Annotated in this window: 16 protein-coding genes; 13 read left to right on the forward strand and 3 right to left on the reverse strand. The window is 38.4% G+C overall.

Annotated features, from left to right (window positions below; genetic code table 11):
* Positions 1-25: 25 nt before the first annotated feature.
* A complete protein-coding gene (locus FGD67_RS13550) occupies positions 26-751 on the reverse strand; it encodes a DUF3581 domain-containing protein (RefSeq protein ID WP_257171667.1) in 726 nt (241 codons plus the stop codon).
* A gap of 140 nt (positions 752-891) precedes the next feature.
* Positions 892-1,155 carry a GIY-YIG nuclease family protein gene (locus tag FGD67_RS13555; protein WP_257171668.1) on the reverse strand — a complete coding sequence of 88 codons (264 nt, stop codon included), beginning with the start codon at positions 1,153-1,155 and terminating at the stop codon, positions 892-894.
* 144 nt (positions 1,156-1,299) lie between these two features.
* On the opposite strand from FGD67_RS13555, the gene FGD67_RS13560 reads away from it, so the two are divergent.
* The 5 genes from FGD67_RS13560 to FGD67_RS13580 all read left to right on the forward strand — a co-directional run bounded on the left by FGD67_RS13560 (position 1,300) and on the right by FGD67_RS13580 (position 6,726).
* Positions 1,300-2,133 carry a DUF2797 domain-containing protein gene (locus FGD67_RS13560; protein WP_257171669.1) on the forward strand — a complete coding sequence of 278 codons (834 nt, stop codon included), beginning with the start codon at positions 1,300-1,302 and terminating at the stop codon, positions 2,131-2,133.
* A gap of 224 nt (positions 2,134-2,357) precedes the next feature.
* Positions 2,358-3,203 carry an HDOD domain-containing protein gene (locus FGD67_RS13565; RefSeq protein ID WP_257171670.1) on the forward strand — a complete coding sequence of 282 codons (846 nt, stop codon included), beginning with the start codon at positions 2,358-2,360 and terminating at the stop codon, positions 3,201-3,203.
* A gap of 788 nt (positions 3,204-3,991) precedes the next feature.
* The gene (locus FGD67_RS13570; protein WP_077283821.1) at positions 3,992-4,330 is read left to right on the forward strand and encodes a P-II family nitrogen regulator; all 339 of its coding nucleotides are present in this window, start codon (positions 3,992-3,994) and stop codon (positions 4,328-4,330) included.
* A 9-nt stretch (positions 4,331-4,339) separates the two neighbouring features.
* Positions 4,340-5,605, forward strand: a complete 1,266-nt coding sequence (locus tag FGD67_RS13575; RefSeq protein ID WP_257171671.1) for an ammonium transporter — start codon at positions 4,340-4,342, stop codon at positions 5,603-5,605.
* A gap of 197 nt (positions 5,606-5,802) precedes the next feature.
* On the forward strand, positions 5,803-6,726 hold the full coding sequence (locus FGD67_RS13580; RefSeq protein ID WP_257171672.1) for a Dyp-type peroxidase: 924 nt from the start codon (positions 5,803-5,805) through the stop codon (positions 6,724-6,726).
* A gap of 175 nt (positions 6,727-6,901) precedes the next feature.
* Here the strand turns inward: FGD67_RS13580 and argR are convergent, their stop codons facing one another.
* A complete protein-coding gene (gene argR, locus FGD67_RS13585; RefSeq protein ID WP_077283815.1) occupies positions 6,902-7,375 on the reverse strand; it encodes a transcriptional regulator ArgR in 474 nt (157 codons plus the stop codon).
* 194 nt (positions 7,376-7,569) lie between these two features.
* On the opposite strand from argR, the gene mdh reads away from it, so the two are divergent.
* The 8 genes from mdh to mraZ all read left to right on the forward strand — a co-directional run bounded on the left by mdh (position 7,570) and on the right by mraZ (position 16,709).
* Positions 7,570-8,505: a malate dehydrogenase gene (gene mdh, locus FGD67_RS13590; protein WP_257171673.1), complete on the forward strand. Its 936-nt coding sequence runs from the start codon at positions 7,570-7,572 to the stop codon at positions 8,503-8,505.
* A gap of 133 nt (positions 8,506-8,638) precedes the next feature.
* Entirely contained in the window at positions 8,639-9,238 is a 600-nt protein-coding gene (locus FGD67_RS13595) for a hypothetical protein (RefSeq protein WP_257171674.1), read from the forward strand.
* 275 nt (positions 9,239-9,513) lie between these two features.
* Positions 9,514-10,956: an IS1182 family transposase gene (locus tag FGD67_RS13600; protein WP_257171675.1), complete on the forward strand. Its 1,443-nt coding sequence runs from the start codon at positions 9,514-9,516 to the stop codon at positions 10,954-10,956.
* A 639-nt stretch (positions 10,957-11,595) separates the two neighbouring features.
* On the forward strand, positions 11,596-12,069 hold the full coding sequence (locus FGD67_RS13605) for a YcxB family protein (protein ID WP_257171676.1): 474 nt from the start codon (positions 11,596-11,598) through the stop codon (positions 12,067-12,069).
* Between the two features lie 142 nt (positions 12,070-12,211).
* A complete protein-coding gene (locus FGD67_RS13610; RefSeq protein WP_257171677.1) occupies positions 12,212-13,225 on the forward strand; it encodes an extracellular solute-binding protein in 1,014 nt (337 codons plus the stop codon).
* A gap of 24 nt (positions 13,226-13,249) precedes the next feature.
* Positions 13,250-14,878 carry an iron ABC transporter permease gene (locus FGD67_RS13615; RefSeq protein WP_257171678.1) on the forward strand — a complete coding sequence of 543 codons (1,629 nt, stop codon included), beginning with the start codon at positions 13,250-13,252 and terminating at the stop codon, positions 14,876-14,878.
* Complete coding sequence (locus FGD67_RS13620; protein ID WP_257171679.1) at positions 14,875-15,975, forward strand: ABC transporter ATP-binding protein; 1,101 nt, start codon at positions 14,875-14,877, stop codon at positions 15,973-15,975. Before FGD67_RS13615 ends, FGD67_RS13620 begins: the two co-directional genes overlap by 4 nt.
* Before the next feature lie 275 nt (positions 15,976-16,250).
* A complete protein-coding gene (gene mraZ / locus FGD67_RS13625) occupies positions 16,251-16,709 on the forward strand; it encodes a division/cell wall cluster transcriptional repressor MraZ (RefSeq protein WP_257171680.1) in 459 nt (152 codons plus the stop codon).
* Positions 16,710-16,736: the final 27 nt, after the last annotated feature.

Genomic DNA, 16,736 nt, shown 5'->3' on the forward strand with positions numbered 1-16,736 from the left:
CTTAATAGACTTGGTATTATATAGGTTATGCAGATTGTGTTTTCTCGGTAATGTAACGAGCTTTAGTCTGGTTATATTCGGTCACGATGTTGTCAATGGTTTCTTGACAATAGTCTCGTAAGCCACTTAATAGCATGAACTTTTTACCGTGTCCGATCACTATTCCTTGCGAAACCAAATCAAAAGATAAGCAGGCATTACCACGTTTACCTTCTTGCGCTAAAGTGGTTGAAGACAAGCGTAAGGTGATGTCTTGAAAATCAAGTTGCTCAAGTTGAATTGACATACTTTCATACATGATCATCGGGCGAGCTGGATTGATCATGACTTTATTTTCTTTCATTAATTCGACCAGAATATGAGGAAAAGTATGACCTGAAAACTCGACATAGGCACGTGTTAAAGACTCAATTGCTTTACTGTTTTTTGTGCTATGGCCGGCAACAGACATATTTAAATATTCTTTTGCTTTATCGTCAATAATACTCGCTGTTGTTGTTATTTCTGTTGGAATATTTAGCGTTGTTGCATCAGTTACCATACCTGAAAATTTAAAACTCATTTCTTGATGTAAACCGGCACGTTCTAGAATTAGTGCAAACAATAAGTCTCCAGGAACACAGAAACGTTTAGCATCGATGTTATGTAAAGGATTAAAATCATCGGCAATTTGCTTTGCAAAATCACTCGCCTGTTGACGTGTGAAAGTAATTTTTTCATCTGAAATATGGCAATAGTTTTCTAAAAACATGAATATGTGTCATCACTTTAAGCTACGAAAATCGGCGCTATTCTATCAGTATGGCTAATTAAAATCGAAGTTTATTGAGCTTTTGTTTACAAAGCAGACCAGTAAAAACAAGGGGTTTAGGCGAACAGCTGTATATTATTTTACTTGTTGGCAAGTTGGTAACTTTCAACTAATTGTTCCTTGTTACGCTTATTGAGTTGCTTAAGTTGATATTCACGGCGGCTTGCTTGCTGTCGATCATGTTGCGGCTCAGCATAGGCGAGTTTTACCGGACGGCGCACACGTGTATATTTTGCCGCTTTTTTATTGCAGCTGTTATGTTCAGCTAAACGACGCTCAAGGCAGGTGGTAATACCGGCATAAAGGCTATTATCAGCGCAACGAAGGAAATAGACGTACCACATATAAGATAAATAAAGTCCGATCAGTGAGATATCTAGGTATCATCGCAAGTTTTTTGCTGATATTCGAGCTAAAAATGAATTAGTGCTAGCTGCTAGTAGGTGATTTTTATATTATTAGCGACTGAAAAAATAATAGGTTGATATATGTTGCAAATAGAAACAGGTGCTCTGCGAAAAATGCGTGCAGATTTATCCTTAGATGGTACGGTAAACTACCGTATGGTGGTTGGTGAGCAAGAAGTTGAGTTGAATTCACTGATCGGTAAGCACCTAACACTGCAATATAGCGGTCATATTGATTGCCAGCATTGTGGTAGAAAAACTAAAAAAAGCTATTCTCAAGGATATTGTTACCCTTGTATGCAAAAATTAGCGCAATGTGATATGTGCATTATGAAGCCAGAAACTTGCCATTTTGAGCAAGGAACTTGTCGAGAGCCGCAGTGGGGGGAAAGTAATTGCATGATCCCGCATTATGTTTATTTAGCCAATACTTCAGGCTTAAAAGTGGGTATTACACGCCACACCCAAATACCCACGCGCTGGATCGATCAAGGGGCAACACAGGCTTTAGCTATATTTAAAGTAAGCACTCGCTTACAATCCGGCCTTGTTGAAATAGCATTGGCTGAATATATAGCCGATAAAACTAATTGGCGAGCTATGCTTAAGGGCAGTGCTGAGGCGCTAGACTTAAAAGCTATTGCCGAGGAGCTAAAACCTAAAATCGCTGAAAAATTGGCAAGTGTTAGTTTAAAATATGGCGTTGATGCTGTCACTGAACTGAATGAAGATGTGATAGATTTACACTTCCCTGTTCAGCAATATTTAACAAAAATATCATCATTTAATTTTGATAAAACACCGGAAGTTTCAGGGACATTAGTTGGCATAAAAGGGCAGTATTTGATTTTTGATGCGGGTGTGATCAATTTGCGTAAGTTTACTTCTTATCATGTAAGTTTGCAGGTAAATTGATTGTTTTAAAGGATAACTAACGTAAATAGGTTAAACTGAATTTATTATTTATAGGTTTAATTTGGTCTTAAGTTCGATAGAGCAAAACAAGGCATATTTCTATAAGCTATCTCATCTTAACGAGCTATATGTACCATCAGCTTTTTGAGATAGTTTAGCTATTGCCTACTAAGTTTAAGGTGCCGTAAAGGAATATATGGCAGGTTTATTTGGGAATGATGATAATGAATGTTAATGATTATGCAGAACGAGCCAGTGAGATGTTTGTCCTCTCGGATTCTTTTATTCGTATTAAGGAGTTGATTGATGATGAAAGCTCTACAATTGATGATATTGCCGATGTGATATTATTGGATCCGGCATTGGCGGGAACCATTTTAAAATTAGCGAATAGTTCCTTTTTTAATTATTCTGGTAAAATTGATACCATTTCTAAAGCTGTACTAGTGTTAGGCATTACTGAAGTTTACAATTTAGTGATTACTTTTTTTACTAACAAAGCTTTTAAAGGAATAGACGCTAAACAGGACTATCTAGATGATTTCTGGTGTAAAAGTGTTGATTGTGCGCTAATTGTAAAATACCTTGGCGCGAGGCTTAATATAGCAAATTCCGAACGTTTATTTATTTTAGGCTTACTACACAATTTGGGAGAACTTGTTGTTCATCAGGTGTCTCCAGAGCAAATGCTTGTAGCGAACAGTTTTTCTTCAACAGAATTACCTTGGGAAAAACAAGTAGCAAGCCTTGGTTTTACCTATGGTGCATGTAGTGCTGAGCTGCTAAAACAATGGCAATTGCCATTTAGCATTATCGAGCCTATTCGTAATCAAGATGATAATGATTTCACCTATAGCAGTGACGAAAGCAAGTTATTGTATCTCGCGAAACGAATCATGTTGAGTCAATACGATTGTAGCTCACATGCTATTGAGTTGTTATTAACTGAAGATACACTGCAACAATTACCTATTGATCAGAATATGCTTAAAGGCGCGAATAATTTTTGTGATCTTGAACGTTTGAGCATTTTGTCTATTTTAAATCCTGGCGCCGCCATGATTTATTAATCGTTGTTGGCTTTTGATATGGTTAGGTACGATTTATCCTAGTTTTTATTAATGATGTCGATACAGCAATAGAATAATCACCCTAAAGCGTAGTTTACAGTAGCCTAACAGCATCATTTTTATTTATTTTTTGTAACGCTATCAGCTTAATACCCAATTATAAGAAATACATCTGTGCTAATTTTTAATTCAGTTGTATTTCTTAGCATAAGTTATCTTTTGATTTTTCTGTATTTAATAATACCAAATTGATTAAGTTCTTTACCACTCTGCGAGAATTAAAAGGCTTAGCGGCACAGTTTCATAGTTCCAGACTGAACCTAAGTACCTACACCATGCAAGGCATTGATTGAAGATATGGGTTATTCTCGACAACTGCTCCGGCGTTGTTCTAATGACTCACATCCCTGTGAGAACCTTGTCAAAATCAATAACGCAGTATGTAAACCTTTTAAACTCGAGCTCTGAATTGGGAAGAAATTTAATCAAATTGGTATAAGTCTACAAGATAATATGTTCATCCCACCTTTCATCACTTTTGATGATTTATTTATCTATAGTGGCTGATTGAGTCAAATCAAGTGATTTAAACCAGGCTGGCTTCTTTAATAAATTAAGTCAATTTTAGACATTTTTAAATGCACCAGTAGCTTGCAAATCACTTGTCTTCGCACTGTCATGGTGCGAGGTACCTCAGCATCAATCATCTATCTTGTTGTTTTTTATGTAATATTTATTTGGCATGGTGCTTGATAAGTATTTACTAACGAAAAATAAGGGAAAGTAAAATGAAACTAGTCAATGCGATAATAAAGCCATTCAAACTTGATAATGTCAGAGAAGCGATCTCTGAAATCGGTGTTGAAGGATTAACGGTGAGCGAAGTTAAAGGTTTTGGCCGTCAAAAAGGGCATACAGAACTCTATCGTGGTGCGGAATATCAAGTGGACTTTTTACCAAAAGTAAAACTTGAAATTGCAGTAAATGATGATGTGGTGCAGCGCTTAGTGGAAGCTATTGCAGAGTCAGCACACACAGGAAAAATTGGTGATGGCAAAATATTTGTTTATGACCTTGAACAAGCGGTGCGAATTCGTACTGGTGAACAAGACGCAGAAGCGCTATAGGAGCTCATCATGGAACAAAATATTTTTCAACTTCAGTATGCGATGGACACCTTCTACTTTTTAATTTGTGGTGCCTTAGTGATGTGGATGGCGGCAGGTTTTTCGATGTTAGAAGCGGGCCTAGTTCGTGCTAAAAACACCACCGAAATTTTAACTAAAAATGTCGCCTTATATGCGATTGCTTGCATGATGTATTTATTTGTTGGTTACGACATTATGTACGGTGGTGGTATTTTCTTGTCGGGCATTGAGACGGTTGACCCTGCTAAGGTGTTAGCTGAATTTTCTACGCGAGAAGATGGCTTTACAGGTGCGGCAATATATTCAGCGGCATCAGATTTCTTTTTCCAAGTTGTTTTTGTTGCCACGGCTATGTCAATTGTTTCGGGTGCGGTAGCTGAGCGGATGAAATTATGGGCATTTTTAGCCTTTGCGGTTGTGTTAACTGCTGTTATTTATCCCATGGAAGGTAGTTGGACTTGGGGTGGTAACGCCGTGTTTGGTTTATATACCTTATCTGAACTAGGTTTTTCAGACTTTGCTGGCTCTGGTATTGTTCATATGGCGGGTGCAGCCGCGGCATTAGCAGGTGTCTTATTGTTAGGGGCACGTAAAGGCAAATACAGTGCTGATGGTCACATCAATGCGATTCCGGGCTCTAATTTACCTATGGCGACTTTAGGTACCTTTATTTTGTGGATGGGTTGGTTTGGCTTCAATGGTGGCTCGGTATTGAAGCTGGGCGATATCGCTAGTTCACATTCGGTTGCTATGGTATTTCTAAATACCAATGCATCTGCAGCTGCAGGCGCAGTAGCAGCATTAATCTTAGCGAAAGTCTTATTTAAAAAAGCAGATTTAACCATGGCTCTCAATGGCGCATTAGCAGGTTTAGTTGTGATAACGGCTGAGCCATCAACCCCGACACCGTTACAAGCGACATTGTTTGGTGCTATCGCTGGTATCGTAGTTGTTTTCTCAATCATCAGTTTAGATAAGTTAAAAATCGATGATCCTGTTGGTGCTATTTCTGTACATGGTGTGGTCGGTCTACTTGGTTTGTTATTAGTACCCGTCACCAATAGTGCTTCTACATTAAGTGGACAGTTGATCGGTGCGGCGACAATTTTTGTTTGGGTCTTCTTTACGAGTTTAGCGGTATGGTTTATTTTGAAAAAATTAATTGGCATCAGAGTAACGGACGAAGAAGAGTATGAAGGTGTTGATAAATCAGATTGTGGTATGGAAGCTTATCCTGAGTTTACTCGTGGCTAAGTAGTTCATTGATATCGAAAGTTATAGAGCCTGTGCTTTAATTTGTACAGGCTTTTTATATTTTTGCATAGCAATATTAACCTTAACTATGTGTAGTAGATTAAGGCAGATTAAATATTTATTAAATTTTACTGCCATTAGCAATAAAATGTGTAAAATTAACGCATTAGTTAATATGTTTATAAGCGGATTGTGAAATGGCCAGAGAACAGTTTGGTGTATGTGCGGAGCCTAGTCTTCACGGATATTATTTATTATTTAATGCCTTCGACGATAAAAATTTATTTTTACGTAAAGCATTATCCCGTTTGCCCGCTTTATTTGATAAATACGCTGATCGTTTTTCTGAAGCTAATTTAGCCGGGGTTATTGCTATAGGTACTAATTTTTGGGATGAGCTATACCCCGAAGCTCGCCCTAAATACTTAAGACAGTTTCCAGAAATGGCTGTCGAGGATTGTACTGCTCCGGCCAATAATTATGATCTGTATATCGAAATTCGTGGTGATAGAGCGGATGTTAATCACATTGTAGCAACAAAAGTTTGTCAGTTATTAGCTGATAGTGTTGAATTGGTTGAGCAAGTAAGATCATTTCGGTTTTTAGATGGCCGTGATCTCACTGGATTTGTTGACGGTACTGAAAATCCACAAGGCCATCATCGCCGTCGAGTTGCCTTGATTAATGAACAAGAAGATCCTGAATTTTCTGCCGGTAGTTATTTACATATTCAACGCTATCGACATAATTTAAATTTATGGAATTCTTTAGAAGTCAAAGACCAAGAAGATATTTTCTCACGTACTAAAGTTAATAATGAAGAGTATTCTGAAGAGAATAAAGCCCCCACTTCACATATTAAACGCGTTAACTTAAAAGATAGTGAAGGTAATAGCCTTGAAATATTACGCCAGAGTATGCCTTATGGTGATATGAAGCTACAGGGGCTGTTCTTTGTCTCTTATTGTCACTCACCTGAACCTTTTGAACTGATGCTTAAAAGTATGATCACCGGCGATGCCCACGGACACAGTGACCATATGCTTAAATATACGCAAGCAGAAACCGGTGCCGCATTTTTTGTCCCGAGCTTAAATGTTTTAGCGAAGCTTGGTGAGTAGTGAGGTGTTGCTATTAACGCTATATTTCCATAGCCCCTCAAGATGTGCGTTTCAGGACGTCTGAGCGAATCATGCTCAAGATGCATCTTTTTAATAGGGGGGATTATCCCTTAAAACAGATGTAACACTGAACATGGTTGGTTTAAACCTTCAGTGTCTTAATAAGTTATTTGGGTTAGCTTAAGTTTTTTAGAAAGAGCGCTTCAAGCTTAGCAATGGTTTGCTTTATTTCTTTGACGTCGGTAGGGGCTATAAAAATAGTGTCATCACCGGCAATCGTACCAAGTACGCCATCACTTTTACTGACACTATCGAGTAAGCGAGCAATTAACTGCGCCGCGCCGGGACTGGTTCTAATAATAATCATTACATCGTTATGCTCGATATCGAGAACCAGCTGTTTTAATGGGCTTTTAGCCGTTGGCATACCTAGCTCTGCAGGCAAACAATAAACCATTTCTTGGCGAGCATTACGTGTACGCACGGCACCAAATTTACTGAGCATACGCGATACTTTTGACTGACTAATATTATCAAAACCTTGCGACTTTAGTGCATCTGCAATGTCACCTTGCGAGCTAAATTGCTCTTGTTTTAATAAATCTTTGAATGCTTGTACTAAAGCTTCTTGTTTTTTTTGTCCGCTCATAATAAGTTCGCTGTTTAATGGCTATTTTTATCGACTATTGTTGATTTGTAATACCTAAGTATTATTTCACAATTTTTATTATACGTTATCCTTATAAGCCAATACAGGTTAATAATCATTGTTTTTTGGCCACTTATGCTATATCTTTTGGCCGACAAATTATTACGTAATTACTCAAATTTCGGAGACATCAAATGAAAGTTGCTGTGCTAGGCGCTGCTGGCGGAATCGGTCAAGCGTTATCTTTACTATTAAAAACTCAATTACCTGCAGGTTCTGAGTTATCTTTATATGACGTTGCACCAGTAGTTCCAGGTGTTGCCGTTGATTTATCACACATCCCTACAGCAGTAAACGTTGCTGGTTTTGGTGCTGACGATTTAGCTGGCGCACTTACTGGTGCTGACATTGTTATTATTCCTGCGGGCATGCCACGTAAACCAGGTATGGATCGTGCTGATTTATTTGCAGTTAATGCGGGTATTATCAAAACTTTAGCAGAAGGCATTGTTGCTAACTGTCCTAAAGCATTAGTGGGTATTATTACTAACCCAGTAAACGGCACTGTGCCAATTGTTGCTGAAGTGTTCAAAAAAGCCGGTACTTACGATAAAAACCGTGTTTTCGGTGTAACAACACTTGATGTTATTCGCTCTGAAGCTTTTATTGCTGAATTAAAAGGCTTGAATGTAGCTGACGTGAAAATTCCAGTAATTGGCGGCCATTCAGGTACGACAATTTTACCTCTTCTATCGCAAGTTGAAGGTGTTACTTTCTCTGATGAAGAAGTTGCGGCCTTAACACCTCGCATTCAAAATGCCGGTACTGAAGTGGTAAATGCTAAAGCTGGTGGCGGCTCTGCAACGCTTTCAATGGGTGCTGCTGCTGCTCGTTTTTGTTTATCTTTAGTTAAAGGTTTACAAGGCGAAGATGTTGTTGATTACGCTTACGTGGAAGTTGAAGCTGGCGATGCGCCATTTTTTGCTCATCCAGTGCGTTTAGGTGTTAACGGTATCGCTGAAATTTTACCATACGGTGAGTTAAGTGCTTTTGAAGAAAAAGCCAAAAATGACATGCTTGCAACACTAAAAGCAGACATTCAAGAAGGTGTTGATTTTATCAACGGTTAATCTAGCTTCATTGCTTGTTTTAAAAACCGCGTTTAACGCGGTTTTTTATTGTCTAAATTTTCTTGAAGCCGTTACTATGTCAAGAGAGCCTCAGTTAAATAAAGCTTAAGATGAATCATAAAAAGGAAGAGAAATGACTAGTGCGAGTAAACGGCGATGGCAACTCATTCGTGAAAGTATCAAGTTTCAAATAAAGTTAATATTGGATGCGGCAAGAGATTTAATACTGAGTCCGGTAGCCATTATTTGTACGGTACTTGATTTAGTCAAAGGCAATAGTAAGCAAGATGGCCACTTTCAGCGCTTAATGCACTGGGGGCATAATACCGATCACTGGTTAAACTTATTCGGCGATTTACCGGTAAATGCCAAAGAGGCAAGCTCTGTTGATGCTGCTAATAATACGGACAAAAACCCAAATACCACACAAGGTAATTACAGTAAAAGCACGACCGAAAATCCAAACCTTGTCAAAAATCAGCTTGATGAAAATTTCGATAAACTCTTTGGTAAAATTGAACGACTACTTGAAGAGCAGCAACAAGCGGGAGGTTTAACGGCGGTTGCCAAGCAAAAAATAGAGCTTTATTTAACCTCGCTAAATTCCAACCGTAAAGGCAAGGTATCTCAGACGCAGGTGACAGCAGAAGAAGAATTGTCGCCGAATAGCGAATTGTCGACATTAGAAGTGGATACGCAAGATAAAAACACTAAAACGAATAACCTCAATTGAGATAAGTTATAGTTATAATGTGTAGTAGCTCAGACTTGAACTGACGTTTTTTAATATCAAGCTGAACTAAACCTGAAAAACAGTAATTGACCTCAAAGCTTTCTGTGGAAAGTCATCTTGGGACGCTAACTATTGCCACAGGTTGTGTGAAAAACTTTTGATCACCTTTTCGAATAACTATCGTGTACTTATGATCAATCAGTCTTAACCTTTCTCACAAATATAGCACTTATTTACTATAATTATTAGTAAGTTAATCTTTATTGGTAAGCGTAATGTCTGGTTTTATTAAAGGTGCTAATCGTGCCCAATCGACACTCTTTCCTGAATCTCTCAATGACTTTGTTCATGCTGAAAATACCGTCCGAGTCATTGATGTGTTTATTGAAGCATTGGATTTAGCTGAGTTAGGTTTTACGGGGGTGATCACCAAGTCTACTGGCCGTCCTAAGTATCACCCTGCGGTTATGTTAAAATTCTATCTCTATGGATATCTAAATCGAGTCCAATCTTCTAGAAGATTAGAAATTGAAGCGAATCGAAATATTGTACTCATGTGGCTACTTGAACGACTTGCTCCAGATTTTAAAACCATTGCTGATTTTAGAAAAAATAATGCTAAGGGTATTAAGCATGTGTGCCGGACATTCGTTGAGCTATGCAGGAAACTTCAGATGTTTGATGAAGGTGAGATTGCTATTGATGGTAGTAAATTTAAAGCCAGCAATAACAAAGATAACAATTACACCCCAAAGAAAATGGCCTTTCATATTGAACGTGTTGAAAAACATATTAGTAACTATTTAGCAAAACTAGACCGTGCTGATGAAGAGCAACATAGCCCCCAAACGGTCAAGGCAACTCAAGAAACCATTAATAATTTAAAACAGAAGCTAGCTGAATTAAAAACACTAGAAGAAGAAGTTAAAGCGCATCCAGAAAAACAAATATCCACCACGGATCCAGATTCAAGACTGATGAAAACGCAGGGTATGACAAGAGTTGTTAGCTACAACATACAAAGCGCTGTTGATACCAAGCATCACTTAATCGTTGCACATGAAGTTACTGATACGACTGACCGAGGTCAACTCTGCCCTACAGCGGTTTTAGCGCAACACGCACTAAAAAGAAAAGACCTAATAGTTATCGCAGATAAAGGTTACTTCAGCGGCCAAGATATCAAAGACACTCAAGATGCAGGTATGACACCACTTGTACCAAAAGGTGATACTTCAGGTGGCGATAAAAAAGGCATCTTTAATCGTTCGAAATTTACCTATGATAAAGACAACGATGTTTATATTTGCCCCAATAACTGTCAATTAATGCCGGGTAAAACCAGAACAAAAGAGCGTGATTTATATTTGATGCATTACCGAGTGCGTATCAAAGATTGCCGACATTGTAGCTTGCAGCCACAATGCACAAAAAGTGCAACACCACGAAAAATATCTCGATGGGTGCATCAAGACAGAATAGATAATATGGATAAGTTGATGAAAAAACGGCCAGACTTGATGCTGATAAGAAAGCAGACCGTTGAACATCCGTTCGGTACGATTAAATGTTGGATGGGTATGACGCATTCACTCACTCGTCGATTTAAAAACGTCCGAACCGAAATGAATCTCCATGTTCTGGCTTATAACTTCAAGCGAATGTTAAACATAATGGGTGTTGAAGGGTTAATGAACGCCATAAAGGCCACGATATAAGGCTCTAGCTTTATCTTTTTATTTTAAATTCGACTCACATCCAAAATAAACAAACTAAGCGGTAAAACGTATTTTAAAATTTATACGAACAACAATGAGTTTTTACACAGGCTGGCCACTTTGCGGACGATTTTTCTTAACCAAATTCACCTCAGTAAAAGGCAGTTTAGATACGAAAGCGGACGTTAGCATTGGTTTACCTAACGACAAGTGATCTGACAAACTGATCATTAATATTTCAAATGTGAACGACGGCAATGGTGGCTTATTCGACTGTCTGATTTGATTAAAACCTATAAATTCAAAATGTCACCAAAAATTTGATGAGGTGAATAATAACACCTCTAATTAGGTGGCTAAATTAACTATGCCGCTATATACAGCTAAGTTGATTGTTTTTTTGCATAGGTACTAGTGGCAAAAAAACTACTTCACTCTCCATTTCACTCTCTTTATTTTATGTAGGTAATTCAGCCTTTGAGCCTTAAGCTGATCTATTATCATTAAAGTAAGCTCAGTTGATTATAAGATGTTGAACTAATGGTTATCCAGTCAAGTGTTGTCTGCTGAGATGACAAAATAGTAATTATCTCGAGATATAGGTAAAATGCAGACCACTCCAATGATGATGACTGTAATATGACCCAGCCCCTTGATTATCGAACTACATTTATTCTAGATAAATCTCACTTTAATGAATGTTATGAAGAGTCCGTGCAAGCACAAACTTTTGTTCGTTTATATGGTAAAGGTTTAGCACTACTGGTTGTTGGTGCCGGCCTAGTGTTGTTTTCAGAGCTCAACCCTTACGCAGCATGGTTTGTTTTCTCACTAGGGGTGTTAGAACTGGTCAGTACTCGTTACAAAAAGTCGTGGTGGGTTGCCCGTCAAATGCTAAGTAAGGTAGCTAAAGCTGAAGTTACCTTAAAAATTAATCAAAACAGTATTCATATATCGTCATTTTATAATGACAATAAAATGCTATTTAAAGATATTGAATGTTTAGCACCAACAACCAATGGCTGGCTAATAACTCATAATTCAGTTCGCCATTATATTTCTAACCGTTGTCTTTCAGAGTCAGCGAAAGCATTTTTACAAGCGAAATGTTAACAGGTTAACAAATTTATCTTCAAACCTAGCCGAAATCAAAGTTAAATGAGAATAATTCTCAAAACCCTTGACAGCCATAAATATCTTCATTAGTCTGACGGCAAATTTAGGAATCTCTTTTCTGACTGTTTAGGCGGACTTAATGTTGAATAAAATCTGGTTTTCTACTCTTGTTTTTGTCGCCCTTATTGGTGCAAGTTTTCATGCTTTAGCAAACGATGAGGTTAATGTTTATTCGTATCGTCAGCCGTTTTTAGTTAAAGCTCTTTTTGATGAGTTTACCAAAGAAACTGGTATTAAAGTTAATGTGGTTTTTGCCAAAAAAGGCATGGCTGAACGGTTAGCTCGTGAAGGTGAATATAGCCCCGCGGATATTTTATTAACCACAGATATTAGCCGTTTGATTGAATTGCACGATAAAGGGCTTTTACAAGCTGCAACCTCGACTGAAATGACAGCAGCCATTCCTGCGCAATATAGAGCATCAGACGATACTTGGTATGCGTTAACAACACGCGTGCGTAATATTTATTCTGCTAAACGTTTAGGAAAAATAGATTTTAACTATGAAGATTTAGCGGATAAAAAGTGGCAAGGAAAAATTTGTACTCGCAGTGGTAAGCATCCTTATAATGTCGCGTTAGTTGCGTCTATGATTGCAGAGCATGGCGAGGCAGATACCCTAACGTGGTTGGAAAAAGTTAAAGCGAACTTAGCACGTAAACCACAAGGCAGTGATCGTGCACAAGTACAAGCCATTCACCAAAACTTATGTGATGTATCGTTAGGTAACAGTTATTACTTTGGTAATATGTTGAAAGATGAGCAGCAAAAAGTTTGGGCTGATGCAGTTTATATTAACTTTCCAAATCAAAATAACCGTGGTGCTCATGTTAATATTTCTGGTATGGCGATGGCCAAATATGCCCCTAATCAAGGCAACGCTTTAGCCTTAATGAACTTTTTAGTTTCAGAATCCGCACAAAAAATGTATGCAGAAACAAACATGGAATATCCTGTGCGTCCAGGTGTAGAACCGTCACAATTAGTGAAATCTTGGGGGCAGTTTAAAGCAGATAATTTGTCACTCGAAACTATTGCCAAGCAACGTAAAGCGGCGTTAATTTTATTAGATAAGGCGCAGTTTGATTTATAATACTTTTTCTTAAGATTTAGTTTCGTGATCATTGGGAATAAAAATACCAGTTGGAAATTTTTCAGCTGGTTTTTTGCTTTTGCATTAATCTTACCTATCGTTGTAATGCTGCTGGGTAGTCTTAATGCTTCGAGCGATTTATTTAGCCATTTGTGGGCCACGGTGTTACCTGAATATATCCGCAATACTGTCGTGTTGGGTTTGCTGGTTGCGCTGTTATCTTTGTGTTTTGGTGTTCCTGCCGCCGCAATCATTAGTCAAACTAATATTGTGATGGGCAAACAACTACGCTGGTTGTTAATGCTACCCTTAGCAATGCCGGCATATTTAGTCGCATACTTATATACTGATCTATTTGATTATGCCGGCCCCGTACAGCGCTTGTTACGAGCCTGGTTTGATTGGCAGTCCCCCAATGATTATTACTTCTTTGATATTCGAACCATAGGCGGCGGTGCCATCGTGATAGCTTTAGTGCTATTTCCTTATGTATACATGCTGACACGTACGGCTTTTGAACAGCAAGATCGCAATTTACTACGCGCAAGCCGCTTATTAGGCTGTACAGAACGCCAAAGTTTTTATCAGATAGCATTACCATTAGCCCGACCTGCAATTGCCGTGTCATTAGCATTAGTAACAATGGAAACCCTCGCTGATTTTGCTACCGTACAATATTTTGCCGTTAATACCTTAACCACGGCTATTTATGATACTTGGTTAGGCTATAGTGATTTTGCCGCTGCCAATGCACTCGCGAGTGTTTTGATGCTGTTTATTTTGTTTGTTGTTGTGGCTGAACAACGAGCCCGAGCAGGACAGCGACATCAATCAAGTCGGCCCAATACTCAACATCAACGCAAAAAACTTTCTCTTACGCAGCAAGTTGTCGCCAGTTTATTTTGTTGGTTTTTAGTTTTTGCCGGTTTCTTACTACCGGTGATATTGTTACTTGTGATGGCGTTTGATTACGCGGATCAACAACAGTTTTTGGCCTTAATTGAAACCGGAAAAAACAGTATAGAAATTGCTGCTTATAGTGCCACTATTGCGACGTTAATAGCCTTGATGTTAGCGTCGTTTCAGCGTCTTCATCAAAGTCGCGGTCGGATGTTACCGCTACAAATTTCAGGTTTTGGTTATGCTATTCCTGGTACTGTGCTTGCTATGGCGATGTTGGCAACTTTTGGCCCAATCGATCATGGCATTAATAATGTAGCCAAAATGCTAGGTTTTACTGCCCCAGGCTTGATATTATCAGGTACAGTTTTTGCCATTGTTTTTGCCTTTGTAGTGCGGTTTTCAGCGATTGCTAATGGTACGCTCAGTGCTGGTCTGGGCCAAATTCCTCGTTCACTTGATTTAGCACCGGCAAGTCTAGGTGTAAAAACTTTTCCGGCGCTTTTACGTGTTCATTTACCGTTATTAAAATCATCTATTCTTGTTGCTTGGCTCTTAGTTTTTGTTGAAGCGATGAAAGAATTACCGGCGGTATTATTGCTACGGCCATTTAACTTTGAAACCTTAAGTACACAGATATACCAACTCATTTCTGATGAGCGATTAGAGCAAGGGGCACTCGGCGCTATTTTAATCGTGTTATTTGGCTTACTGCCTATTATTTTTCTTAATCGCCAAAAGGACAGCCAGTGAAAGCACTTATTAGCATCGAAAATTTAGCGGTTGAACTGCAATCAAAGCTGATTTTATCGCAAGTTGACTTATCATTGGCAAAAGGTGAAATACTAGGACTTGTTGGGCCAAGTGGTTGTGGTAAAACCACGCTATTAAATACCTTAGCGGGTTTTATTGGCCAAAGTGCCGGTAATATTGCTATCAATAGCGCTGAAAAAGTTATCAACATCAGTGTTGAAAATATGCTGCCAGCGGAAGAGCGTAATATAGGTATGATATTTCAAGATTACGCCTTGTTTCCACATCTGACGGTCAGTGAAAATATTTGCTTTGGTCTGAAAAAAATAACCAAAGCTGAACAAAAGTCGCGTTGTGAAGAACTATTAAAGTTATTAGAACTAACTGACTTTGCTGATCGTTATCCCCATCAATTATCCGGCGGTCAACAACAGCGGGTTGCTATTGCTCGTGCTTTAGCACCACAGCCAAGTTTATTATTGCTTGATGAACCTTTTTCAAATATTGACGCTAGATTACGCCATGAGCTAATGATTGAAATTAGGCAACTATTAAAGCGATTGGATATGACTGCTATTTTTGTCACCCATAATAAAGACGAAGTATTCACTTTTGCCGATAAAATTGCGGTTATGCACCATGGTCAAATATTACAAGTAGGAGCGCCAGCGCAAGTCTGTCAGCAACCTAGTAGTTGGCAAGTCGCTGATTTCTTGCAATTGGGTAGTTGGTTGCCAGTGTCAGTGCTAAATGATGACAGCCACTCAGAAGTCTCGAGCTTAATTGGTAAAATAAACCTTGAGCATATTATTAATCGAGAACGCTGTCATGGTGTTAATAGCACGAATTTTCAGTTACTAGTTAAAGCAACAGATATTGAACTTGCTCAACAGCAGGCGAATAATGTTGTTATTGAACATATCGGCGTTACTGAGCAAGGTTATCGATATTTACTGAGCAGCATTGAAAAAGAATCAATATTAGCATTCTCACAGTTAAGTTTTTACAGTCAAGAATTGTTTGTTTTAGGTGCTAAATTAGCCATTCAGTTAAAAGGTCAACATTTTCTGTTATATCCTACTATCGCTCACCCGTAATTCGGGTGAAGGTAACACTAGTGTCGCTAATTTGTGACAGATAAATAGCATTTTAGTCTAAAATAATTAATTATATCGCCATAATTGGGTGGCAGATCCACAAAAGCCCACAAATTCATCCACTTCCCTCAAAGCCTTTATTTTATAGGCACTCAGCGCGATCAAATTACAAAAACTTTGCTTGACATAAGTTTGCTTTACTCACTAAACTGTATGATTGTGGGATAAAGTGGGAATTAGTGGATCAAAAGTGATCCCAAACAATAAGTTGGACTATGTACAGAGGCACTAGCGCAATAACGCTCGATAGCAAAAATAGGATCACGATACCAACAAGGTATCGCGAAGAGCTATTTGCTGATTGCCAAGGAAAAATGGTTTGTACCCTTGATATTCAACACCCATGCTTATTGTTATATCCACTGCCTGAATGGGAAGAAATAGAATTAAAGCTTTGTGGTTTGTCGAGTATGAATCCACAAGAGCGATTATTACAGCAAGTGCTATTAGGTAACGCTTCAGATTGTGAAATTGATAAAAGTGGTCGTTTATTAATAAATGGTCCATTACGCCAACATGCAGGCTTAGAAAAAAACTTAATGTTGGTTGGACAATTGAGAAAATTTGAAATTTGGAGCGATAGCGCTTGGCAAACACAAATGCAGCAAGGCATTGCGAAAATACAGTCAGGTGAAATAGAACTGACTGACCGCTTACTTGATTTATCCTTATGATAAGTCGTTGAATGATAATAACTAAAT

The organism is Colwellia sp. M166, from assembly GCF_024585285.1.
Lineage (GTDB): Bacteria > Pseudomonadota > Gammaproteobacteria > Enterobacterales > Alteromonadaceae > Cognaticolwellia.